The following is a 24,306-nucleotide window of genomic DNA, read 5'->3' on the forward strand; positions in this document are numbered from 1 at the left end:
TTGGTCTGGGATTTTTATTTGCAAAAAAGAACAACAAAATGGACCTACCAAAACACATTTTATTATCGGTAATATTGCTTGCAAGTCTTAATAGCCTGGCGCAAAAAACTAAAAAGGCCGTTTTTGTTATAGCCGATGGGATCTCTGCGGATGTGCTGGAGCGCATGAATTTATCCAATGTAAAAAGGATAACAGATAAGGGAAGTTATACAAGGATGTATGTAGGGGGAGAAAAAGGCGGATATAGCCAAACTCCGACCATATCAGCTGTTGGATACAACAGCTTGCTCACCGGAACCTGGGTTAATAAGCATAATGTGCCGGATAACGATATTAAAGCGCCTAATTATAATTATCAGAATATTTTCAGGTTACTGAAGACCCAATATCCCAGGAAAAAGACAGCGATATTCTCCAGTTGGACAGACAATCGTACGAAATTGCTGGGACATAAGCTTGCAGCAGCTGGAAACCTCGAAGTTGATCAATACTTTGATGGTTACGAACTTGATACCCTGAAGTTCAAACATGATAAGGCACGCGATTTTATGCATCGTATAGATGAGCAGGTGGTGAATCAAGCAGCAAACACATTGAGGACAGATGCCCCGGATCTTTCCTGGGTGTATTTGGAGTATACTGATGACATGGGGCATATGTATGGCGATAGCCCGCAATTTGAGGCTGCCATAAAGAAATTGGATGTGCAGCTGGGAAAGCTATACGATGCCATTGAATATCGAAAAAAGAGTCATAATGAAGATTGGTTATTAATTATCACTACAGATCACGGAAGAGATGAACAAACAGGTAAGCACCACGGCGGGCAGTCGGACAGGCAGCGAAGCACCTGGATGGTATCTAATTATCCTAAATTAAACACTTATGCAAGTTATTTTAAGCCTGCAATTATAGACATTATGCCCACTTTAGCAAGCTACCTGGGCGTGGTATTGCCTACGGAGATTGCCAGGGAAGTCGATGGAATACCTTTGATTGGCGATGTATCAATTGCAGCAATGGAAGCCAATTACATTAACGGATATATTGACTTAAGCTGGAAGGTATTGAATAACAATGGCATGGTAAAGGTTTGGTTAGCAACTACTAATTATTTTAAAACAGGGGAAAAAGACGATTACCATCTTCTTACGGAGGTTCCGGTAAGTAAGAAACACTTCGTTATTGATGTGACAAAATATCCTTCAAAATTCTATAAAGTGGTATTGGAAGCGCCTGGGAACACAGCCAACAGGGGGTTATACTTGATCAGCAAAAATAATTGTGAGGCTCAGTTCTTAAAAAGAGAAGTCAGCAGCCTTCATATGTACAACATGGCTTGCAAGATTTTGCATCATGAAGCTCCCCAGCACCAGGGAGCTTCATGATGCATGATATTGAAAACGCGATTTCCTGCTTTTTTACGATTAGCAGTTCCCATATTATCAATTCGATTCCACGTATTTCACGAAGTTGTTTAGGATTGCCTGCCATCCTTGCTTTTGATATTCAGGGTCATTTTCTGTTTCAGGATCAAAAGTAGTTGCCAGGTAGGTCTTACCATCTCGCTCGGTAAATGTGGTGGTCGCCTGCCTCCCATCACCCATGGTATAGGTAATTTCTTCATGTAAAACTACGCTATCATAAATACCTTCAAAATCGAAACCGAAACTTCCATCTTTAGCCTCCATTCTATTCTTAAACTTGCCACCAACTCTAAGGTCGTTTTCACTGCTGGGCGTATGCCAACTGGGATCGGGAGTGTTCCATTTCATAATATCGTCCGGGTTATTCCAAAGTTTCCAAACTGTTACTACCTGTGCATTTACTGTTGCTTCTACTGTGATTCTTGCTAGTGCCATTTGAATTATTTTGTTGAGTTGATTTCTATAGTCAAAGATACAATAGGACATCATTGATAGATGTTGTGAATGCGGCAATTTTGGGGGTGAATTGTGACAAATAACAGACCAGGTAGATTCAAGATCATAGCTAATTTGCCGGATGAACCCCCTTAGCAGAAAGGTAATCAAAAATCTCTTCTTGTTTTAGTCCTGAATTCTGCGCTAATTCGGCGATGTGCTGCAGGTTAATTTGTAGCAAGTTCATCAGCTCCGTTGAAGCATCTTTGGCGAAACGCAGCGCGAAGAAGGAGTAAAGGGTGTTTCTACTGCGTTCGGCCAGGAAAATCTCTACAAAGACGAGTGAAATAAAAAAAACGGGATGAAATATTGCCAGGTGATGTGCTGTGCTTGAGCCGCTGAGTGGAACTCCAGCGATACCAGCTAATAATTCAATTCCTGTTGGTATACCGAGAATCGGGATCAATGCGTAGAGCCGTGCTTTCTTTCTGATTTTAGTGCCCGCTTTGCTGAGCGCGTTTATATATACATTGAATCTGGAAGCCAGGGGAGAAAGTTGATTCAAGTGCTTTTGCTTCAATTGTTCCCTGTTTTTCCCATAACTTATATCAGTTTGGCTGATCTGTTGTGTAATTGTTGCTTCATGAAGGTTTAGTTTTTCCTGGTCTTTAATGATGGATTCCTGCTCTGTAATGAGTTGATCCATAAGATCCAGATCTTCAGGAATGCCCTGGTATAGCTGTAATTCTACATGTGCAATTCGCTCATCTACCAATTTGTATTTTGTTTTTAGTTCCGCCAATCTGCTTTGAAAGCCCTGTTTTTCTTTTCTGTATTCATTTTCCAGGTGTACAATTTCTAAACCATATTTGAAGTCGGCCAGGTTTTGTTCATTCTGTTGAAATCTGAGGTATAAATTCTTTAGGTCAGAAAGAATCCCTGAGCGGGGACTGGCAGGATTCATGAGTTTATCCTGATAGGCTTTTAAATCGGATTCTGTAAGTACAGGTATGGACATCAGCTAAAAAATATCGTAAAAATAGTGTGTTTAATTTTGTTTGTGGAGTGATTTTATTTTATTTGACATAAATTTCCACGACAAAGTAGCACACTTGCGGATAGACCAGTCGGGCAATCCGGATAAAGTCTTAGTCGAGGCTTATAATCATTCCTTCATCACCATTTATTTCCATGCTGCCTTTCATCCGCAATCCCTCTAATTTCGGATTTGTGCTGAGTATAATTGTCCCTTTCCATTCTGAATGTTCAGTTTTGAAAAATGCCGGGGTCGGGCTCAGGTTCAGCAGGATCAGAAATTTTGGTTTGCTTTCAAAAGATCTTACGAAGGACAAAAGACCATTACCTGCGTATACGCTAAGGTAATCACCCACTGCTAAGGCAGGTTCATGTTTACGTAATGCAATTAAGCGTTTGTAAAAAAACAGCATACTTTCAGGAATGTCCCGCTGAGCAGCCACATTATTGGTGCTGAAATCGGGGCTCAGGCGTAACCATGGTTTGCCTGAACTGAATCCGGCATTGACTTTGCTATTCCACTGCATAGGTGTACGGCAAGGATCTCGGCTAAGGTTCTTGTCGGGCATATTCAATCCCTGGGGATCCTGTATTTCCTCAAAAGGGATGTTGACATCCTGCATTCCGATTTCTTCACCATAGTAGATCGTTGGAGTCCCGCGTAAGGTGAGCAACAGCATTGCCGCGATTCTGGCTTGATTCAATCCGATTCTACTGACAAGCCTGAGTCTGTCGTGGTTTCCCAACACCCAGTTGGGCCATCCATCAGGAGGAAGGGCCGCTTCGTATTCATCTATTGCTGCGGCGATTTTTTCGGCATCCCAGGGCAGGCTAAGCAGCATGAAATTGAAAGGTAAATGGGCGCCGTCATTACTCTTACCATAATATCTCATGAGGCGTTCTATGGGAAGGTATATTTCACCGATCATCATTCGCTCATCGTATTCATCCAGTACTTCCCGCATTCTTTTTACGATTTCGAGAACTTCTGGCTGATCTGTAGAGTAAACATCGATTAATTGTTCGCTTGTAGGCCTGTGCTGCTCATAATGTGGGTTTACCGGGTTATCACGCAACTCCTGATCTTTGATCATGTACCACATCACATCCACCCGGAAACCATCCACCCCTTTATCCAGCCAAAAGCGCATCACATCCAGCATCGCTTTCTGTAGCTCCGGATTTCTCCAGTTGAGGTCGGGTTGTTCTTTGAGAAAAGCATGATAGTAATACTGATTAGTGGTATGGTCCCATTCCCAGGCACCACCACCGAAGACGCTCAACCAGTTATTGGGAGGAGAGCCATCTGCTTTTGCATCATGCCAAATGTACCAGTCCCGCTTTGGGTTATCTTTCGAGGATCTGGATTCCAGGAACCATGGGTGCTGATCAGAACTGTGATTGGGTACCAGATCCAATATCAGTTTCATTCCGCGTTCGTGTATGTCGGAAAGTAATTGATCAAAATCTTCCATCGTACCAAACAAAGACTCGATCCCGGTATAATCTGAGATGTCATATCCAAAGTCCGCCATCGGTGAGGGAAATATTGGTGAAAGCCATATCGCTTCAATGCCAAGCGACTGCAGGTAATTCAGACGTATGATGATACCTTGCAGGTCGCCTATTCCATCCCCATTGCTGTCCTGAAAGGATCGTGGGTAAATTTGGTAGATGATTGTCCTTTGCCACCAAAGGTATTGCGGAGTTGATACTTTCATTGTTATTAAATGGGGGATACAATCCCCCTAAGATGATACACTATTAATAACAATGGTTGCGGGAAATAGTTCGTTTAATGGATCAGGATAGTTTTAGTCATGCCTCAAAAGAAGTTCACTTTTCCATTGTCTACGTCGTAAACGCCTCCTACGATCTTCAATTTTTGTTCCTGTTCAAGACCAGCTATAATTGGGCTTTCCTTCCTGATGCGTTCGATCGTCAACTGGACATTTATCCGGGTTACATTATTTACAAAATCTGGATTTGAACCATCTCTATTTGAGGAAGTGGATTCCTCCAGGATCATTGCCGGACTAATCTTTTTAAGCAATCCCGTGAGATTTCCCAATTCCACATGATTACAGGCACCGATAATTGCTCCGCATTTGGTGTGGCCGAGAACAAGGACGATTTTGGTTCCTACCACCTTTGTGGCATATTCCATACTGCCCAGGATATCTTCGTTGAGGACATTTCCGGCGATCCGGATGCTAAATATATCTCCAAGACCCTGGTCAAAAATGAGTTCGGCAGAGGTACGGCTGTCCATACAACTCAGAATAGTGGCAAAAGGAAACTGACCTGCGGAAGTGTCATTGACCTGTTGCAGGAGGTTTCTATTTGCTTTAAGGTTGTTTACGAACCTCTCGTTTCCTTCTTTTAGAATATCCAGGGCCAGGTCAGCGGTTAATGTTTCTTGAGTTTCTTTTGAATGTGTACGCATAATGAAATTTAATTATTTAGCCGATCAAGTTAAATGCCAGTATTTCCGAAACAGGTGTTAATTGGCATTTGCAGATTTCATCGTCATTGAATATATGCATTATTCCGGTGCTGTCATTCCAAATGCAGCCCATTCTTCTTTTGAAGGGCCGTGTAATCCAATAACAGGGAGCCCCAACATCCGCATGATTACCGTCATCTGTCCCCGGTGATGGGTCTGGTGTGCGATCAGCACCCTTAAAACTTTACCTTTCTCCCAGTGCTCGCCATACATCTCCACCTGGTCTTCCAGACTTGAATCTGTCCATTTTAAGCGAAGGCCCCTGCTCAATAAAACACCATATTGCTGATAGCAATTTAAAATCTCAGCAGCAGAGGAAGTAATCTCCTTGTCTTCAAGTTCATCCTCTGCAAATAAGCCTGCACGTTTGCCCATCTCCGTAATTGTCTGTGTTAAATGCCAGGCTAAGCGTCCAAGTGAACGGATCTCTTCATGAATCTTAACGTTTAGCGATTCATCGGTCAGCGCTGCGAAAATCCTGGATGTTCCTGCAGATTCAGCTTCCCAGTCTTTAATGAAATCTTCGATACCTCTATACATAGTCGCGAAATTAAAAGAATAAAATGTCCAATGAACAAATGTAAATAAAAAAAGAATGCTAAAATATTTAGTTTAATTAATTTATCAGGAATGGTAAAGCTATCGTTGTTGGCTTTTACTGTGGTTGAAGGCAGATGACTATATTTGCGGAATGCACTATCCTGTTATTGTTCCCGCAAGCCGCGAAAATTACACAGAACTCATCCGCCTCTGGGAAAAATCTGTCCGCGCTACACATCACTTTTTGAAAGAAGCGGATATACAGTATTATAAACCATTGATATTGAACGAATATTTCGACCAGGTTGAGCTGTTCTGTTTGAAAGAGGGAGACAGGATCGCTGGTTTTATTGGAATTGATGAACAATTGATCCAAATGTTATTTGTCGATCCTGAGCGCAGGGGGAAGGGAATCGGCAGGGCCTTAATCAATTATGCCCGTGGAAAATTTGGGGTCAATAGTGTCGATGTGAATGAGCAAAACCAGGAAGCGGTAGCATTTTACCGGCATTTGGGTTTTGTAAGTATAGCACGGTTTGATCAGGATGCCGCAGGCAAGGCATATCCCATACTCAATATGGTACTCCATTGAAATCAACATCACCAATTTAAATGGCTGCAATTTATTAATTTTGAGCCGAAGAACATCACATACTATGCTTGGACTAAAACTACTGACTGACCCGCGCTGGGCGGATATCGCTGAATCGAATCTGGAAGAAATCCTCACTGACCATGCCTGGTGCGAGCAAAAGGCAGCTACAAATGCGATTACGCTTATCGCCAATAACTCAGAGCATATGGAATTGGTGGAGCAATTGACCGTGATTGCACTGGAAGAACTGCAGCATTTTCAAATGGTGGTTGACATCATCAAAAAAAGGGGCTATACTTTGGGTCGTGAACGTAAAGATGATTATGTCGGGCAATTGGTGAAATTTAGCCGCAGGGACGGCAGCAGGAATTCTGCATTTATTGACAGGCTGTTGTTCGCCGCGATGATTGAGGCCAGGAGCTGTGAACGGTTCCGCGTATTGTCCCAAAATATTAAAGACCAGGAACTTGCTACATTCTATCATGAGCTGATGGTATCAGAGGCCGGACATTATACTGTTTTCTTAAATTTTGCGCGTAAATATACCGTTGATATTGATGTAGACCGACGGTGGAAGGAGTGGCTGGACTTTGAAGGGAAGCTCATCCAGAGTTACGGCAACAAAGAGGCCATTCACGGATAAGGAAGAAGGGTTTTTATTTACAGGATGGATTTGCTACTTTGCATTAAAAAATAAACACACAGTATGAACTATTTAAAAACTAAATTCCGTTTAAGCCTGCAGATCGGGTTGATCGCGCTTTTGGCCATTGCTGGCTGTAAAAGCCGGACGGGTAGTACCGTAAAAACAGGGCAGCATCCCGAAGCTAAGCTAGGTTGGCAACTCGGTTCTCAAGCCTACACTTTTAGACTGTTTACTTTTGCCCAGGCCATCAAAAAGATCGATAGTTGTGATCTGAGGTTTGTCGAGGCTTTTCCAGGACAAGAGATTGGTGGCGGGATATCGGGGAAAATGGGCCCTGATATGGACGATTCCAAAAGGAAAGCGGTTCTGGAAATGTTGAAAGCAAATCATGTAAAGGTAGTTGCATTTGGAGTTACAGGCGCCAATAGCGAAGCAGACTGGATCAAATTGTTTGAGTTCTGCAAATCTATGGGGATCCATACCATTACCTCAGAGCCTAATGAAAAAGACATTCCTTTGCTGTCGAGACTTGCTGATCAGTATTTGATTAATGTAGCCATTCACAATCACCCGAATCCTTCGCACTATTGGAATCCGGATGTGATCTTAAATGCCATAAAAGGTCAGAGCAAACGCATTGGTGCCTGTGCAGATATCGGTCACTGGGTGCGTTCGGGCTTAGATCCTGTAGCTTGTCTGAAAAAACTTGAAGGTCACGTACTGCATTCACACATGAAAGACCTGCATGAAAAAGGAAAAGGTGGACATGATGTGCATTGGGGTGAGGGTGTTTCCGATATTCCCGGCGTGATCGCAGAATTGAAAAGACAACAATTTAAAGGTGCCATCTCTGCAGAATATGAGTACAACTGGCAAAGCAACAGCGCGGATGTAGCGGCAAGTGTAATCAACTTCCGTAATCTGGTTGCCAAAAAATAAATAAAGATTTTTTTAGCGGGCAGTTCCATGAGCTGCCCGTTTTTTATGCCCATAATCTGGGTTTAATGTGGTAAAATCCATCGAAATTGTTTATTATTGGTCTGAACCAAATAATAAACCCCGATGATTGTCAACCTCTACAAAAACAGCCGGCTGTTCTGCTTTTTGTGGATATTGTTATGTTTTTATTCGACAGTATCTTTTCCCCAAACTCCCAAAATTAATTTTAGTCACCTCACGGTGGAGGATGGCCTCTCACAGAGCACCGTTTTTTCCATTGCTCAGGACAGCATGGGTTTCATGTGGTTTGGTACCAAAGATGGTCTCAATAAATTCAATACCCAGGGTTTTGAAGTATACCGGCACAATAAAAAGGATCCGAATTCCATCAGCAGCAGTCAGAATATTAATGCGTTACTTACCGACCGCAAAGGCCAACTGTGGATCGCTACACAAAATGGGTTAAACCTATATATTCCGGAAAGCAACAACTTCAAACATTTTCTACATGATCCAGCAGATCCGCAGAGTATCAGCAACAATGTGATCCGAAGTCTATACCAGGACAGACAGGGGAATCTTTGGGTGGGAACCGAACAAGGTCTGAATCAGATGCTTCCTTCCGGGAAGTTCCGGCGCTTCTACGGTAAGGATAAAGGTGGAAATCTGGCCAACTCATTGATCAAAACCATTCATCAGGATTTTGAAAATACACTTTGGGTGGGAGGTAGTGCCGGCCTTACCAGTATGGAGCTTCGGCATGGAAACTATCGATTTAAGTCTTATTTCCATGATCCCGGAAATCAGCGCAGTATCATCAACAATGATGTCACAACGATTTATGAAGATCACTTTAGAAACTTGTGGATCGGCACACACAACAATGGATTGGAACTGTTTGACCGAAAGGGCCAAAGCTTTACGCATTTTAGTTTGAAGAAAGGACAAAATGATGGCTTGCGGAGCAATGTCATCCGGAAAATGAAAATGGATCACGAGGGCAGGCTTTGGATTTCTACCTTAAACGGTTTGAATATCCTGGATTTGCATACCCGTAAGTTTACCGCTTATGTGCACAATCCGGAAGATCCCAGCAGCCTCAATCAAAACTCGATCTATGACATCATGCTGGATCGGGCAGGTTCCATGTGGCTGGGTTCATACTATGGGGGGATCAATGTTTTTCATGCCAACTCCACACCTTTTAAAAAATACAGGGCAAGTCCGGGGAAAAATGGCATCAGCAGCAATGTCATCAGTGTAATTACCGAAGATGCCAGTCATAATTTGTGGATCGGAACGGAAGCGGAGGGTTTGAACTATTACAATAGAAGTACCGGTCAGTTCAGTAATTTTAAAAGCGATATCTACAACCCAAATTCGCTGAGCTCCAATCTGGTCAAGGCAATTTTGATTGATAAAAAGCAGAAGGTGTGGTTGGGGACTTACGAAGGAGGACTGGATAAATACGATCCAAAGTCCGGGCAATTCAGCCATTACCGGCCTGCCGATCAACCCAATTCATTACACTCCAATCGGATTGTCTGCCTGAGTCAGGACCATACCGGGAAGATCTGGATAGGTACCCGCTCGCATGGCATCTATTGGTATAACGAGCAGCAAAACAATTTTACTGTTTTCGAAGATCCCAGGTATTCCAACGAATTGAAGTTCGTGCGTTGCTTTTTTGAAGACGCCGCGCACAACTTCTGGATTGGTACCAATTCCGGAACTTTTGTGCTTAAAAAAGGAGCCAGTCGCCTGGTTCAGTTCAGTAATCCTCAGACTGATTTTGCTTTTGATGACATCAATTTTATCAGGGAGGATACTAAAGGCAATATCTGGATGGGTAGCTATCAGTCTGGCTTGATCAAACATACCCCTTCCAACCAACACACCCAGTTCTTTACCATGCGGGAGGGTTTACCTGCAAATAATGTACTGGGGCTGCTGGAAGACGACAAGGCCGAATTCTGGATCAGCACGTCCAATGGATTAGCTAAATACAATGGCCATTTTTTTATCAATTATACCGTACAGGACGGCCTTACCGGAAATGTATTCAATTACAATTCCTTTTTCAAGGATGCGAAGGGCGAGTTGTTTTTTGGAGGTTACAATGGCCTTGTGAGTTTCTTTCCGGAACAGATCAAAAGGAATACGACGAGTCCCGGTGCTGTATTTACCCAACTCCGCTTGTTCAATAAAGCAGTGGCTATTAATGATGAAAGTAAACTACTAACCAAAAGCATTCACCTGAGCAAAGCAATCAGTTTTTCCTATGACCAGAACATCTTCAGCATCGATTTCGCGATCCTCAACTACATTAAATCGGAGAAAAACAGGTATGCCTACAAGCTGGAAGGTTTCGAAAAAGACTGGAACTATGTCAGTACGCCCTCAGCAACCTTCACCAATTTGCCTTCCGGGAGTTATTCTTTATTGATTAAGGGTGCTAATAACGATGGCGTATGGACAGAAAAACCGGAGCGACTGATCATTCATGTGAAGCCGCCGCTCTGGAAAACCTGGTGGGCTTATCTCATTTATGTCGTCCTGATCATGGGCTTAATTTTCCTGGTGCTTAGGTTTTTATGGATTCGGGCACTACTGAGACGGGAGCACGAGGTCTTTCAAATGAAGTTGGATTTCTTTACTAATGTTTCCCATGAAATCAGGACCCCACTGACACTGATTGTAGGTCCGCTGGAAAATCTGGTGGAGGAGAGCCAGGAATCTCCCGCGTTACACCGTAAGCTGCTTGATGTAAAACGGAATGCAGGTCGTCTGACGCGCCTGGTTACTGAGCTTATGGATTTTAGAAAGGCGGAATCCGGCAAGTTGAAGCTGAACGTAGCACCAGCCAATATTGTAAGTTTCGCGAAGGAGATTTTTTTGTCATTCGGTTACCTGTCCCTGCAGAAACAAATCACTTACACTTTTGACTGCAGCGCAGAAGTCATTGAAGTGTATTTCGATGGCGAGCAATTGGAAAAAGTATTTTTTAACCTGCTTTCGAATGCCTTTAAGTTTACGCCTGATCAGGGAAGCATCCGTTTGCAGATTTCCGCAAATGCCGACAGTGTAGAGGTTCTGGTTGCCGACAGCGGTACCGGGATACCCGAGGCTAGCAGGGACAAGATTTTTACCAATTTTTACCAGGTCAGGGAACACCGATCAGGGAATACCGGAACAGGTATAGGACTGGCACTGGCAGAAAAGATCAGCAAATTACATCACGGTTCGCTCATTCTGCTGCCCGACGAGCGGCTGAGCGATCCGGAGATGCATACCTGTTTCTCCCTCAAACTGAAACTGGGTAGTCAGCACTTCAAAAAGGATGATTTAGCCGAAGATTTTGTAGATATAGAAGCCGCCATACATTACCGGGAAGAAATAGAACCTTTAGCAGAGGAGGACATTTTGGCTGAGTATAAGGCCAATGCTGCAAGTATTTTGATTGTAGAAGACAATGATGAAATCAGGACATTCATTTCCAGATCATTGTCGCCTTATTTTCGGGTTATAGAAGCCCGCGATGGACTTGAGGGACTGGCGAAGGCATTGGAGTTGATCCCGGACCTGATCGTAAGTGATGTGATGATGCCCAATATGGATGGCTTAGAACTTTGCAGGACCATTAAAACCGACCTAAGGACCAGCCATATCCCTGTGATACTCCTTACCGCCAGATCTGGAAATATCCATGAGTTGAAGGGTTTGAAAACAGGAGCGGAGGCTTACGTCACCAAGCCCTTTAGTATCCATACACTACAGTTGAACATCAATAACCTACTGAACCTGCAGGTCAATATGCGACGTAAATTTAGTCAGCAGATGACTTTGCAGCCTTCCAATGTGATCATAGAATCTACTGATCAGGATTTTCTCAATAAAATGATGACGCTGATTGAAGGAAACCTGAGCAATGAAGCCTTTGGTGTGAATGAGCTCGCGTCCGAACTGGGAATGAGTACGCCCATTCTCTATAAAAAAGTAAAAGCCATGACTGGCTTTACGGTCAATAATTTCATCAAGTCGGTGCGTTTGCAAAGAGCAGCCCAATTGCTGCAGCAAGGAACTTTTACCGTTTATGAAGTTGCCTATATGGTTGGCTTTAGCAGCAGCAAATATTTCAGTAAAGAATTTGCCAAGCAATTTTCACGTAGCCCCTCAGATTATGTAACGGCCCGGGATTAGGCTTTTTTTAAGAAAATGACCCTATTTCGTTAAGATTTTAGCCCCTTTATAATCGGGAGCCCTCATAGATTAGCAGTACCAAATATCAAACTAGTATGAAGATTTATTACTCAAACAAGCTATCGCTTCCGGCGATACTCATTGTGCTTTTGCTTTTCGGGCAGGCAGGCTTTGCACAGACGGTCCAAATTTCGGGAACGGTAAAGGATAGCAAAGGTGAAACCATACCGGGTGTAGGTATCCGGCTGAAAGACGCTAAAGTAGCTACCCAGACCGACAACGATGGAAAATATACCATTGCGGTTCCGAATGCCCAATCTGTTCTTGTGTTTTCCTATATCGGCATGGTAACACAGGAAGCTGCAGTTGCCGGCAGGAAGCTCATCAATATTGTCCTGGAAGAAAACCAGAGCGAACTGGACGAGGTAGTGGTAACGGGTTATGGCGAGAAAGTGAAAAAGCGGGACATCACAGGATCTATCTCCTCAGTATCTGCCAAAGACATTGCCGAGCGTCAGCCTTTAAACCTCTTCGATGCGTTACAGGGCAAGGCGGCAGGGGTGCTGGTCGTGAACGACAATGGCGAACCAGGTGCTGAAGGTTCCATAACGGTCCGTGGGCCATCTACTTTTTCCTCCGATGGAAATGGCACCAATCCCCTATACGTTGTTGATGGTGTAATTACACAAAACGCAGCATCCATCAATCCCAGTGATATCGAAAGTATAGAGGTATTGAAAGATGCTGCCTCAGCGTCCATTTACGGTTCGCGTGCCGCCAACGGAGTGATCCTCATCACCACTAAGCGCGGAGTAGAGGGAAAGCCCAGACTTGACCTGCAATATGTATATACTCTGGGAAAGATTGCCCATAGCATCCAGCAGTCCAATTCAGAAGACATCAGGCGCTACCGTCAGCTTCAGGGTCAGCTTAGTGTGCTTACCGATTCTTTGAACCCGGGCCTCAATTCGGCAAATGACCTGCAGAAACTGCTGCTGGGCAATACCGGTAAGAAGCACGATGTGAGGGTCTCACTGGCAGGCGGACAAAAAGGCTTGCTTTATGCAGCCAGTATTAATTATCTGGATGATAAAGGGATTGCCCTCAACACCAATGCAAAAAGGATTCAATCCAGGATCAACGTAGATTATCAGGCCACAACTAAACTAAAGGTAACTTCCAATATGTCGTTCTACCGGCAAACGGGTAATTTTGCCAGTATTGGCAATTCCATCCGACCGGTATTCGACCGGCCTTCCAGTTACCTGATCTATTATCCCGACGGGAAGTTGACCAGTTACATCAATAACAAAAGAAATCCAATAGCGAATGCGTTGTTGGAAACGAATACCAGGGAGGAGTATAAAGCGCAGTTTGTTTCTACACTGAACTACGATTTTTACAAGGATCTGCGGGCTACCGTTGCTTTAAATACCCAATTGGACGATGGCCAGCGTTTTACATTTACTCCCAGATACCTGCAAAACCAGAACGGAGACAATAACTCTGCTTCCAATCTCTGGAACAAAAGGTTTTATTATGAAGCACAGGCCTTCCTGAACTATAATAAAAGCATAAAAGACCATACCATTACTGCAACAGCAGGTATTACCCGGGACAGGGTAAGGAATGATAACGTATTTCTTTATGGAACCAATTTCATCCTTGAAAACATCAAGACCATTTCAGGCTCCAACCTGACCAACTTGACGCAACAGCGCACGACGGCCAGTGCGGTCTCTACAGGTTCATATTTTGGAAGGGCCAATTACAGTTACCAGGGCCGTTACATTATTCAGGGTGTGTACCGAAATGACGCTTCCTCCAGGTTTGGGGCAAATAACCGCTCAGGCAGCTTTTTGGCCGGTTCGGCAGCCTGGCGTTTCACGGATGAGGGATTCATGAAATGGAGTAAAAAGTATTTACAGGATGGTAAACTGCGGTTTAGCTATGGTAGTGGTGGTAATGATGCTATCGGCGATTACGAATCCATCCCGCGGGTGGAATTAGGGGGCAACAGTTACAATGGTGTCGCTGGTGCGGCCACCACTTCGAGCTTCAGCAATCCCGATCTGAAATGGGAAACTACCTATACTAAAAACCTGGGTTTGGACCTGACCTTCCTGAAAGGCCGCTTGACTTTCGTGTTTGATGCCTATGTGCGGACTACAGATGACCTGCTGTACGACCGTCAGATGCCGAAAGAAACAGGGTATAATACCATTAAGGTAAACGTGGGTAGCATCCAGAACAAAGGTTTAGAGTTTGCCATAGGAGGTACGCCGATCGCAAAAGATAAATTCAGGTGGGAAGTCAATGCCAACGTTTCGCTTGAACGCGGAACTATCCAGAAACTCAATCAGGCTGAGCAGTTCATTGCTGTAGGTACGGGAGGTGTCAGTGGGGGCAACGCTACTTACCTGATTCGTGAAGGAGGCAGAATCGGCGATTTTTATGGTTGGAAGAACCTCGGTGTTTACCAGTATGATGCGTCCAATGCCTATAGTTCAGATGGCAGAAAGCTAACGCCGGTAAATGTGACCGTAAAGTATCCGGTGAGGGGAACCTCTGCAGATCCTGTTGCATCTACAGCAGAATATTATACACTTGACGGGCAGCGCTATACTGGAGAAGTACTAAAGAAAAAGAATAGCGACGGCTCTGTGCTGCTGGGTGGAGATACGGAATGGGAAGATGTGAACAATGATGGACTGATCGATGAGCGCGACCGGCGTGTGATCGGCAATTCCCAGTCGGATCTCTACCTGGGTTTTGTCAATAATTTCACCTACGGGAGGTTCAGGTTGTCTTTCATCATCAACTCTACCATAGGTGGACAGGTTTACAACCAGTTTAAACAGAACCTGACCAATTTCGCGAATAACGGGAATCCATCCCTTCCTGAAGCCATCTATGGCGCCTGGACCAGGCAGGGGGATGTAGCTACCTATCCCTATTATCCAGATAAGAATACCAGGGGCAGTCAGCGCGGTGGTGGTAATAGCTTCTTCCTGGAAAATGCAAGTTTCATCCGGCTTTCTAATGCCAGGTTAACGTATAACCTGGACAGCAAATATGCGCAGAAGATTAAAGCCAGGAACTTGTCGGCCTATGTATACGGCGTAAACCTTTTGACTTATACCAATTATACCGGCTACGATCCTGAGTTTACCTCATCATCTGGTTTGACTCCGGGTGATGACACCGGTCGGTACCCGAAGAGAAGAGAGCTTGGTTTTGGTTTGAACATTGGATTTTAATTTATAGCGATGAAGAAGATATTAAGCATTACTGTTTTTAGTCTATTGCTGCTATTGGGCAGCTGTAAAAAAGCGATAGACGAACAACCGATATCAGAGGGCCTTTTGAAAGACTTTCTGCACAATAAAATTGAAGCCGATGCCGCTATAGCGGGAATGTACGGCGAATTTCAGCAAACCATGATTGGCGATGGACAGTACCGTAACCGAATGACCTGGTGGGGAGAAGCCAGGTCTGACAATTGGGAGCGCAGATTGACCTATACCGTAAATGCAACCAATGAAATTGACCTGAATGGCCTTACTGAAATCAACGACTATGCAGACTGGAGCTTTTTATACAGTACCATAGGCAGGGCCAATCTATTGATTAAAAGGCTGCCGGAGATTAAACAATTTACCCCGGTGGGTACCGTAGGGGCTTTAACCCCTGCTTTGGAAAGCAGTTATATGGCACAGTCGCTGGCCATGCGCGGTCTCTGTTATTTCTGGATTGCCAGGGTCTGGGGAGATGCGCCTATCCGTACAGAACCCTATTTAAGCATAGACGAGCAGGCGGAGCAGGCGAGGGATCCTAAAGCTAAAGTACTTGAGCAGGCCATTTCCGATCTTACACAGGCCTATGAGCGGACTGTAAAGGGGGCAAATGCTCCGGTCTGGTACCTGGGTGAAGCAGCAATAGCCGCTATTCTGGCGGATGCGTACATGTGGAGGGCTGGGACTACTAAAAATAATGCAGACTATACAGAGGCACTGGTATGGTTAAGGCGCTTGTTTGCGGCTAAGGCCCCGACAGGAAAGGTGTACAATGCCACAGGTGTTGCAGCCAACGGAACAGGGGGAGATGTGGCTGATCTGCAGTCGGGCCCCACCTGGAATGCGCAGTTCATCACGCCAATGAACAGTGTAGAAACTATTTTCAATATCCATTGGGACAACATATCCAATGGCTGTGCCTGTATGGCTGGCGTATCCCGTACCACCAATGAGCCGATGATCAGAATGGCAGACCCTTTATGGACCAACTGGCCCGCCGTGGCTACTGCTACTTATGGAGCCATAACAGCCACGGTAGACAGGCGTGTAAAGCAAACCTACAACATTACGTCAGCTACCAGTCAGCCGATAAGGGACAGGAGCTTCTGGAAGTTCTATGCCGGAACCTTCACAGCGGCCACGGCAACGGCAGGATATAATTTCACTTTGCCTACTGCATCTTATTCAGGCAGTTTACCCTACACTACCGAAACGAATGTCTACATACCTATGTATCGACTGAGTGGTATGTATCTCTTGTATGCGGAAGCCTTGAACAAAACCGGCGACCAGCTCAACGCAGTGAAGTATTTGAATTTCATCAAGTCGCGGGCCGGAGTGCCTACGGTAAGTACTGCGCAGTTTGCCTCAGCCGATGCTTTGGAAATGGCCATCCTGCAGGAACGCCAATACGAGCTGATCGGTGAAGGGGTTAGGTGGTTTGACCTCGTACGTACCGATCGGGTCAAAGAAGTGATGGATCCCATACTGATCGCACGGCAGACCGCGGCCGGAAACCCGGCTGTGGGATGGGGAAGCGATAAAAACCGTTACTACTGGCCATTGGCTACAAGGGTGCTGTTTTCCAATAGTTTATTAGTTCAAAATCAACCTTACTAAGACATAAACCAAATATCATGAAACGATCAAAAACCATATGGGTCTCATTATGCAGCCTGTCTATATTCGTAAGTTCCTGCTCTATGTTTGGCCTCGATTTACAAGAAGATTATGATTACAAGAAATCGGTGCTGGACCCGCATATTTATAAAACAGCCAGACAGTACCTGGAAGAGCGCGGCAAAAATCCTGTCGTGGCGGGGGATACCCTTTTCAAATGGATGCAGTTGGGATTGGAATATGCCGACATCAGTCTGGGAGAATTTGAGAAGCCCGGCCGCACTTATATTTTTCTGAGCAATGCGGCGATCCGCATTTTACCTACACGGACCACAGCCGGTGTAGTCGTGACCACCAGTAATGTTCCCACTGCAGGAATGTGGTTTACTTTTCCTATAAACCAGAGAAATCCGGATGGCAGCCTCAAAGTGACCAGTGGAATTGTAGAATCGAAGCCAGCCGTTCGCTGGTCCGATTACAGTAAAGCGGATGTGAGGAAATATTTTCTTTATTTGATTGCCCTGGGGGATTATGGCTTCAACAATGGCGGGGTAAACAATACAAGTTTAGAAACCTTGCTCCCGGCAAGTACTTCGGCGAGCGATTCCTCAAGACTGGGTTTTTACCAGGTGGGCCTGGTGCCAAACTTCAACGAAGTAGGTGCCAGAATCATCACTCAGGTGGCTGCGAGGGAGCCCGGCCAGAAGTATGGCTTTGATCCGGAAGGTAAAATCAACCTGAAGGTGGTCAACGGTGACTACTCGCCTTTGCAGATCAATGACTTCAATACGCTGACGACATCAGGGCTCATCGCCACTAATGGACAGATTCATGTATACGCACCAGGAGGTACCACTCCCGCTCCGGTATATCCATTTAGATACTAATGCGGATATGAGATTCAAATTAATTTTTTCTTTAGCGCTAATGGTGTTTATTCAGCAGGCCTTTGCACAGCGAAAAATGCGTTTAAATGACAACTGGGAATTTGTGAGACAAGATCTGGGCGGCATTTGGGAAGCTGTACGGCCAGTGAAAGCCGGAGACCCCGAAAGTGTACCTCTTTGGGAAAAGCTGAGCCTTCCGCATTGCTTTAACGCACAGGATGCGGTAGATCCGGATGTCAATTACTACCAGGGACCAGGATGGTACCGGAGCAATATCAGCATCGACAATCCTTATGAGAATGGACGAACGCTGCTTCATTTTGAAGGGGCTGGGCAGAAAACAGAGGTATATGTCTACACCACCAAGGTGGGCTCCCATGTAGGGGGCTATGATGAGTGGACGGTAGACATTACAGATGCTGTGGCTGCTTTTAAAAAGACAGAAGTCTTCAAGGGCAAGCAATTCAATGGTAAAATCCCGATTGCTATCCGTTCCGATAATTCCCGGGACCTGGAAATGATCCCTTCTGATTTGTCGGATTTTAACCTCTATGGCGGCATTTACAGGTATTTAAATTTGGTATACGAACCGGCATTGTCGATAGATAAGTTATTTGCCAATGGTCAGGTTGATGCTGCGGGCAAACAGGGGACTCTGGAAGTAAAGGCACGTTTCTATAATCCTAGCGGCCTGACCAGCGCTGAAGGAAATATCCAGTTGATTGATCCAAAAGGTAAGGTGGTGCAGCAAAAAACATTTTCAGTCAGTGATTTATCGACAGATAAAGACCTTGCAGTATTTAAACTAAACCAGCCTTACCTGTGGTCTACCACGCAGCCACATCGCTATCAGCTGAAATTGACTATGGGACAGTATAGCTTTACTGAATGGGTAGGCTTCAGGAATTTTGAATTTGTAGAGGAAGGTCCTTTTAAACTGAACGGCAAAAGACTACTGTTAAAGGGTACACACCGTCACGAAGACCACGCAGGTGTGGCTGGAGCTATGACCGAAGAAATGATGCGTAAAGAAATGCTGATGATGAAAGAAATGGGTGTCAATTTCATTCGTTTGGGACATTATCAGCAGTCACGCATTATTTTGGATCTATGCGACAGTTTAGGTCTCTTGGTTTGGGAGGAAGAGCCCTGGTGCAGGGGAGGCTTGGGAGGTGCTACTTATAAAGCCCAGGCCCAGCGCATGATGACCAATATGATCGAACAGCATTACAATCACCCTTCCATCATCATCTGGGGGCTAGGTAATGAAAATGACTGGCCAAACGATTTTCCGGAGTTTGATAAAGAAAAAATCCGGGACTTTATGAAGGAACAAAATGACCTGTCGCACCGTCTGGACCCAAGCAGGAAGACAGCAATACGGCGCTGTGATTTCTGTAAGGATATTGTAGATGTATATTCTCCATCCATTTGGGCAGGCTGGTACCGGGGCGTTTATACAGAATATAAAGAGATCACTCAGGAGGAGATGTCAAAGGTGAAGCATTTTCTGCATGTAGAATGGGGCGGCGATAGCCATGCGCTCAGACATTCAGAAAATCCGGACAAGGCCCTGTCGATCATCAAACCTGGAGGTGGGGGAGATGAACGAGCAGGAGATGCGTCTCTGTTTGGTGGAAGTGCAAGGGTTTCAAAAGATGGCGACTGGAGCGAAAGTTACATCGTGAATTTAATAGACTGGCACCTCAAGGAACAGGAGACTATGCCCAGCCTGACCGGCACAGCTTATTGGCCATTTAAGGATTTTTCTACACCGGTAAGACCGGATAACCCTGTTCCCTACATGAATCAGAAAGGTGTAGTGGAGCACGATTTCACTAAGAAGGAATCTTTCTATGTCTTTCAGTCTTATTGGACCGAAAAACCGATGGCGCATATCTATGGGCATACCTGGCCTGTAAGATGGGGTGAGCAGAATGAAGCCAAAATGGTTAAGGTATATTCAAATTGCGATGAAGCAGAATTGTTTATCAACGGCAGGAGCCAGGGGGTGAAGAAGCGCAACAGTCAGGATTTTCCTGCGGCAGGGCTACGCTGGCAAGTGCAATATGCCGAAGGTAAAAATAGCCTCAGGGTGCTCGCCAGAAAAGGTAAAGTGGTCGTGACCGATGAGATTGTACAGGAGTATCAGACTGCTAAATGGGGCAAAGCCACGAAACTCGTGTTGACGAAAACAGGAGAGGAGAATGGCATCGCCACTATTGAAGCCAGGCTGTTGGATGCAAATGGAGTACTTTGCCTGGACGCTTCAGATTTCTTAACTTTTAGTTTAGTTGGTGATGGTAAGTTAATTGATAACCAAGGCACTTCATCTGGATCTAGAAAAGTTTCGGCTTACAATGGCAGGGCCATCATCAGGTTGTATACGAATGGGGCAAAAAACATTGCAGCGGTTCAGGGCAAGGGATTAGAAACCGTATTTTTAAGTTTATAAAAATTGAAATGAACACATTCCGTAAATTCTATTTTCCAGGCCTCATCAGCTGTTGTCTTTTGCTGTATTCTTCCTGTGCTACCGTAAAGCGGCAGGATGTTTTAAAAATTGAAGACCGGGTCACTGAAGTGCTGCGGTCTACAGTCATGGCACAGGCAGACTGGGCGATGAGCCAAATGCCGGTTACCGTAACTGCAGCGAGTTCAGCGAGAACAGCAGGAGGGAAGCATGATTTTTATTCGGAAGGCGACTATTGGTGGCCCGATCCTGCAGATCCCAATGCCCCTTATGTACAAAGGGATGGCATGACTAATCCTGACAATTTTGTTGCACACCGTATGGCGATGATTCGTTTTAGCAGAATTGTTGGCGCGCTGGCCTCGGCTTATAAAATTTCCGGAGAGCCTAAATATGTAGCGCAAGCCATGCTGCATGTCAAAGCCTGGTTCATGGACAAAGAGACCCGAATGAATCCCGATCTGCAATATGCCCAAGCCATAAAAGGAAGGTTCACGGGGCGTGGCATAGGCATTATAGATACTATACAATTGATGGAGGTAGCACAGGGTATCTTGTTGATGGAAAAAGCGATGAGTACTGAAGTAGTCGCCTCGGCAAAGCAATGGTTTCGTCGTTACCTGGACTGGCTGATGACTCATCCTTATGGCAAGGCAGAAATGGAGGCGCTAAATAACCACGGTACCTGTTTTGTGATGCAGGTTGCGTCTTTTGCGAAATTGACCGGCGACGAAAGTCTGTTGTCCTTCTGCAGGGAGCGCTACAAAACAGTACTGCTTCCGGGACAAATGGCGAGCGATGGCAGCTTCCCTAAGGAGCTGAGCCGTACCAAGCCCTATGGCTATTCGATTTTCAACCTGGATGCCATGGCGACCATTTGCCAACTATTGAGTACCGAGCAGGATAACCTATGGACATTTGAAAGTCCTGAGGGGCGCTCCATTGCAAAAGGGATTCAATACCTGAGTCCATATGTTGCCGATAAGCACAAATGGACTTTAAAACCTGACGTCATGTACTGGGCCGACTGGCCGGTTGCACAGCCCTTTCTGCTGTTTGGGGCTAAGGCTTATCAAAATTCCGGGTGGTTTGACATATGGCGGAAGCTGGATCACGACCCGAAAGTAGAAGAAGTGATCCGGAACCTGCCGGTAAGAAACCCTTTAATCTGGCTATAAACAAATTTTCTTATGCAGTTAAAAATTGTTATAACGCTATTGATGCTGAGTCTGGCCCTTTCAGCATCGGCTCAGAAGCCGAATTACAAACGCTCCTTTGAGCAGGCCATTGCCCAAACACAAATTATGCTGGCGGAAATCGGGCAAATTCAGCAATCGGGTTTGTCCAAAGATTTGGTTTCACCGAGAACTTTATATAAAGGAAAGCTAAAAATGGTAGCTTCAAAGGACTGGACCAGTGGCTTTTTTCCTGGAGTACTATGGTTCATTTACGAATTTGATAATTCAAGAAAATGGCTGGATTTGGCAAGAAATTTTACCAGCCCCATCGAACAGGAAAAGTTAAACTCCGGAACTCATGACATGGGCTTCAAAGTTTTTTGCAGCGTAGGTACCGGTTATAGACTGACCAGAGACAGCCACTACAAGGATGTGATTTTGGAGTCGGCCAACACGCTGGTCAAACGCTACAATCCTAAGACCGGGGTCATTCGTTCCTGGGACCATAATACCGATAAATGGGTAAATCCGGTCATCATCGATAACATGATGAATTTGGAGTTGCTTTTTGAGGCCACGAGACTGAGCGGAGATTCTTCATTTCACCAAATTGCTGTAAGCCATGCGAATGTAACCATGCAAAACCATTTCAGGCCCGATTACAGTTCGTACCATGTGATCGACTATGACCCCAAAACAGGAAAAGTGCTGAAAAAGAATACACACCAGGGGTATAGCCATGAATCTGCCTGGTCGCGGGGGCAAGCCTGGGCATTATATGGATATACCATGTGCTATCGCTATACCAGAGACCCGCGTTATCTGAAACAGGCAGAGCAGGTGGCTTCCTATATTCTGAGCCACCCAAATTTACCAAAAGACCTGGTGCCTTATTGGGATTTCAATGCCCCGGGAATTCCAAATGAACCTCGTGATGTATCTGCTGCGGCAGTTATCGCTTCAGCACTTTATGAGCTGAGTGACTACAGCAATTATCGGAAGTGGTACCTTAAGAAAGCGAATTTTATGCTCTACAGCCTTGGTAAAAACTATGCCTCCCCGGCAGGAGATAATAAGGGCTTTATCCTGGCACACAGCACAGGTTCCAAACCTGCCAATTCAGAAATTGACGTTCCGCTATCCTATGCAGACTACTATTATCTCGAAGCTTTGCTCCGGTATAAAAGGAGGAGTTAGCCATATTGAAGGCTAGATTAAAATTGATTAATTTATGGTTTTTAGAAATAAAGCGCTAATTTGGTTTCCGGTAAAATAGTACTTCATTTTCTAACCATTAAAAAACCTTATTAATAAATGAACAACGCATTAAAACTATCAGTTGCCGCAGCAATGTTATTCTCTTTTGCTGCCTGCGAACCCAGTAAAAAAACGGACGCTTCTACAACGCAAAGCGATAGTACCATTACTACAGTTAAACTGGACAGCACCAAATTTCAGAAAGAGATCGATGGTAAAAAGACCAATCTCTATGTGCTAAAAAATAAAAACAATATACAGGCATATTTCACCAACTATGGTGGAAGACTGGTGAGTTTACTGGTTCCGGACAGTACCGGCAAACTGGTTGATGTGGTTGTTGGTTTTGACAGTGTCGAAGGCTTTAAAAATTCTACCGAACCTTATTTCGGAGCAACGATAGGTCGTTACGGCAACCGGATTGCAAAAGGCAAGTTCAGCCTGGACGGAAAAGAATATACCCTGGCGCTGAACAATGGACAAAATACCCTGCACGGTGGTAAAAAAGGTTTTCAGGATGTAGTATGGGATGCTGTACAGCCTGATTCCAATACAGTGGTATTGTCTTACCTTTCGAAGGATATGGAAGAAGGATATCCCGGAAACCTGAAAGTGAAAGTAACCTACACGCTGACCGATAACAATGAGCTGAAAATGGATTATGAGGCAACTACCGACAAAAAAACGGTATGTAACCTGACCAACCATGCTTTCTTCAACCTGAATGGTGAAGGTAGCGGCGATATCTTGGGACATCGCTTGCAGATCTATGCAGATCAGTTCACCCCTGTAGATACTACATTGATTCCATTGGGAAAAAACATTGCGGTTAAAGGCACTCCATTTGACTTCACTACTGCAACCACTATCGGTAAACGCATTGAGGAAAACAACGATCAACTGAAAGCTGGAAAAGGATATGACCACAACTATGTGCTGAACGGTACAAAAGCAATGGGTATGACGCACGCTGCTACAGTAAAAGGAGATAAATCCGGTATTGTAATGGAAATTTATACGCAGGAGCCTGGTATCCAGTTCTATAGTGGTAACTTCATGCAGAGTAAAAATGTGTTCAAAGGCGGTGCTAAGGACGATTTCAGAACTGCATTGGCATTGGAGACTCAGCATTTTCCTGATTCACCAAACCAGCCATCTTTCCCTTCAACTGTGTTGAGCCCGGGTCAAACTTACAAGACTTCCTCTATTTACACTTTCAACAGTAAATAATAATATTAGAAAGCACAAAAAAGCCCTGTTGCAATTGCAACA

17 protein-coding genes are annotated in these 24,306 nt (G+C 44.8%); 12 read left to right on the forward strand and 5 right to left on the reverse strand.

The window, feature by feature from the left end:
- Positions 1–38: 38 nt before the first annotated feature.
- Positions 39–1,388 carry an alkaline phosphatase family protein gene (locus WAE59_RS04445; RefSeq protein WP_337854733.1) on the forward strand — a complete coding sequence of 450 codons (1,350 nt, stop codon included), beginning with the start codon at positions 39–41 and terminating at the stop codon, positions 1,386–1,388.
- A gap of 57 nt (positions 1,389–1,445) precedes the next feature.
- Here the strand turns inward: WAE59_RS04445 and WAE59_RS04450 are convergent, their stop codons facing one another.
- From WAE59_RS04450 to WAE59_RS04470, 5 genes are all read right to left on the reverse strand, one after another.
- Entirely contained in the window at positions 1,446–1,862 is a 417-nt protein-coding gene (locus WAE59_RS04450) for an SRPBCC family protein (RefSeq protein WP_337854734.1), read from the reverse strand.
- A gap of 130 nt (positions 1,863–1,992) precedes the next feature.
- Positions 1,993–2,880 (reverse strand): hypothetical protein, encoded by an 888-nt coding sequence (locus WAE59_RS04455; RefSeq protein WP_337854735.1) that lies wholly within the window; start codon positions 2,878–2,880, stop codon positions 1,993–1,995.
- Positions 2,881–3,010: 130 nt separating this feature from the next.
- Entirely contained in the window at positions 3,011–4,618 is a 1,608-nt protein-coding gene (locus WAE59_RS04460; protein ID WP_337854736.1) for an alpha-amylase family glycosyl hydrolase, read from the reverse strand.
- Between the two features lie 104 nt (positions 4,619–4,722).
- Entirely contained in the window at positions 4,723–5,343 is a 621-nt protein-coding gene (locus tag WAE59_RS04465; RefSeq protein ID WP_337854737.1) for a carbonic anhydrase family protein, read from the reverse strand.
- A 99-nt stretch (positions 5,344–5,442) separates the two neighbouring features.
- Positions 5,443–5,943, reverse strand: a complete 501-nt coding sequence (locus WAE59_RS04470) for a DinB family protein (RefSeq protein WP_337854738.1) — start codon at positions 5,941–5,943, stop codon at positions 5,443–5,445.
- 151 nt (positions 5,944–6,094) lie between these two features.
- On the opposite strand from WAE59_RS04470, the gene WAE59_RS04475 reads away from it, so the two are divergent.
- The 11 genes from WAE59_RS04475 (at position 6,095) to WAE59_RS04525 (ending at position 24,264) form a co-directional block, all read left to right on the forward strand.
- Positions 6,095–6,535 (forward strand): GNAT family N-acetyltransferase, encoded by a 441-nt coding sequence (locus WAE59_RS04475; RefSeq protein ID WP_337854739.1) that lies wholly within the window; start codon positions 6,095–6,097, stop codon positions 6,533–6,535.
- A 64-nt stretch (positions 6,536–6,599) separates the two neighbouring features.
- Positions 6,600–7,181, forward strand: coding sequence for a tRNA-(ms[2]io[6]A)-hydroxylase (locus WAE59_RS04480; protein WP_337854740.1), 582 nt, complete (start codon positions 6,600–6,602; stop codon positions 7,179–7,181).
- A gap of 63 nt (positions 7,182–7,244) precedes the next feature.
- Positions 7,245–8,123: a sugar phosphate isomerase/epimerase family protein gene (locus WAE59_RS04485; protein WP_337854741.1), complete on the forward strand. Its 879-nt coding sequence runs from the start codon at positions 7,245–7,247 to the stop codon at positions 8,121–8,123.
- A 240-nt stretch (positions 8,124–8,363) separates the two neighbouring features.
- On the forward strand, positions 8,364–12,323 hold the full coding sequence (locus WAE59_RS04490; protein ID WP_337854742.1) for a hybrid sensor histidine kinase/response regulator transcription factor: 3,960 nt from the start codon (positions 8,364–8,366) through the stop codon (positions 12,321–12,323).
- 95 nt (positions 12,324–12,418) lie between these two features.
- Entirely contained in the window at positions 12,419–15,583 is a 3,165-nt protein-coding gene (locus WAE59_RS04495; RefSeq protein WP_337854743.1) for a SusC/RagA family TonB-linked outer membrane protein, read from the forward strand.
- 9 nt (positions 15,584–15,592) lie between these two features.
- Positions 15,593–17,239 carry a RagB/SusD family nutrient uptake outer membrane protein gene (locus tag WAE59_RS04500; RefSeq protein ID WP_337854744.1) on the forward strand — a complete coding sequence of 549 codons (1,647 nt, stop codon included), beginning with the start codon at positions 15,593–15,595 and terminating at the stop codon, positions 17,237–17,239.
- A gap of 17 nt (positions 17,240–17,256) precedes the next feature.
- Positions 17,257–18,126 carry a hypothetical protein gene (locus WAE59_RS04505; protein WP_337854745.1) on the forward strand — a complete coding sequence of 290 codons (870 nt, stop codon included), beginning with the start codon at positions 17,257–17,259 and terminating at the stop codon, positions 18,124–18,126.
- 7 nt (positions 18,127–18,133) lie between these two features.
- Complete coding sequence (locus tag WAE59_RS04510) at positions 18,134–20,581, forward strand: glycoside hydrolase family 2 TIM barrel-domain containing protein (RefSeq protein ID WP_337854746.1); 2,448 nt, start codon at positions 18,134–18,136, stop codon at positions 20,579–20,581.
- Positions 20,582–20,589: 8 nt separating this feature from the next.
- A complete protein-coding gene (locus tag WAE59_RS04515) occupies positions 20,590–21,777 on the forward strand; it encodes an alginate lyase family protein (RefSeq protein WP_337854747.1) in 1,188 nt (395 codons plus the stop codon).
- Positions 21,778–21,789: 12 nt separating this feature from the next.
- Positions 21,790–22,974, forward strand: coding sequence for a glycoside hydrolase family 88 protein (locus WAE59_RS04520; protein WP_337854748.1), 1,185 nt, complete (start codon positions 21,790–21,792; stop codon positions 22,972–22,974).
- A gap of 117 nt (positions 22,975–23,091) precedes the next feature.
- Positions 23,092–24,264, forward strand: a complete 1,173-nt coding sequence (locus tag WAE59_RS04525) for an aldose epimerase family protein (RefSeq protein ID WP_337854749.1) — start codon at positions 23,092–23,094, stop codon at positions 24,262–24,264.
- Positions 24,265–24,306 lie beyond the last annotated feature (42 nt).

The organism is Pedobacter sp. GR22-6, from assembly GCF_037402555.1.
Taxonomy (GTDB): domain Bacteria; phylum Bacteroidota; class Bacteroidia; order Sphingobacteriales; family Sphingobacteriaceae; genus Pedobacter.

Bases quoted from the DNA above. Each gene is read 5' to 3' on its own strand.
- WAE59_RS04445 (WP_337854733.1), top strand. From the start codon at position 39: ATGGACCTACCAAAACACATTTTATTATCGGTAATATTGCTTGCAAGT.
- WAE59_RS04450 (WP_337854734.1), bottom strand. From the start codon at position 1,862: ATGGCACTAGCAAGAATCACAGTAGAAGCAACAGTAAATGCACAGGTA.
- WAE59_RS04455 (WP_337854735.1), bottom strand. From the start codon at position 2,880: ATGTCCATACCTGTACTTACAGAATCCGATTTAAAAGCCTATCAGGAT.
- WAE59_RS04460 (WP_337854736.1), bottom strand. From the start codon at position 4,618: ATGAAAGTATCAACTCCGCAATACCTTTGGTGGCAAAGGACAATCATC.
- WAE59_RS04465 (WP_337854737.1), bottom strand. From the start codon at position 5,343: ATGCGTACACATTCAAAAGAAACTCAAGAAACATTAACCGCTGACCTG.
- WAE59_RS04470 (WP_337854738.1), bottom strand. From the start codon at position 5,943: ATGTATAGAGGTATCGAAGATTTCATTAAAGACTGGGAAGCTGAATCT.
- WAE59_RS04475 (WP_337854739.1), top strand. From the start codon at position 6,095: ATGCACTATCCTGTTATTGTTCCCGCAAGCCGCGAAAATTACACAGAA.
- WAE59_RS04480 (WP_337854740.1), top strand. From the start codon at position 6,600: ATGCTTGGACTAAAACTACTGACTGACCCGCGCTGGGCGGATATCGCT.
- WAE59_RS04485 (WP_337854741.1), top strand. From the start codon at position 7,245: ATGAACTATTTAAAAACTAAATTCCGTTTAAGCCTGCAGATCGGGTTG.
- WAE59_RS04495 (WP_337854743.1), top strand. From the start codon at position 12,419: ATGAAGATTTATTACTCAAACAAGCTATCGCTTCCGGCGATACTCATT.
- WAE59_RS04500 (WP_337854744.1), top strand. From the start codon at position 15,593: ATGAAGAAGATATTAAGCATTACTGTTTTTAGTCTATTGCTGCTATTG.
- WAE59_RS04505 (WP_337854745.1), top strand. From the start codon at position 17,257: ATGAAACGATCAAAAACCATATGGGTCTCATTATGCAGCCTGTCTATA.
- WAE59_RS04510 (WP_337854746.1), top strand. From the start codon at position 18,134: ATGAGATTCAAATTAATTTTTTCTTTAGCGCTAATGGTGTTTATTCAG.
- WAE59_RS04515 (WP_337854747.1), top strand. From the start codon at position 20,590: ATGAACACATTCCGTAAATTCTATTTTCCAGGCCTCATCAGCTGTTGT.
- WAE59_RS04520 (WP_337854748.1), top strand. From the start codon at position 21,790: ATGCAGTTAAAAATTGTTATAACGCTATTGATGCTGAGTCTGGCCCTT.
- WAE59_RS04525 (WP_337854749.1), top strand. From the start codon at position 23,092: ATGAACAACGCATTAAAACTATCAGTTGCCGCAGCAATGTTATTCTCT.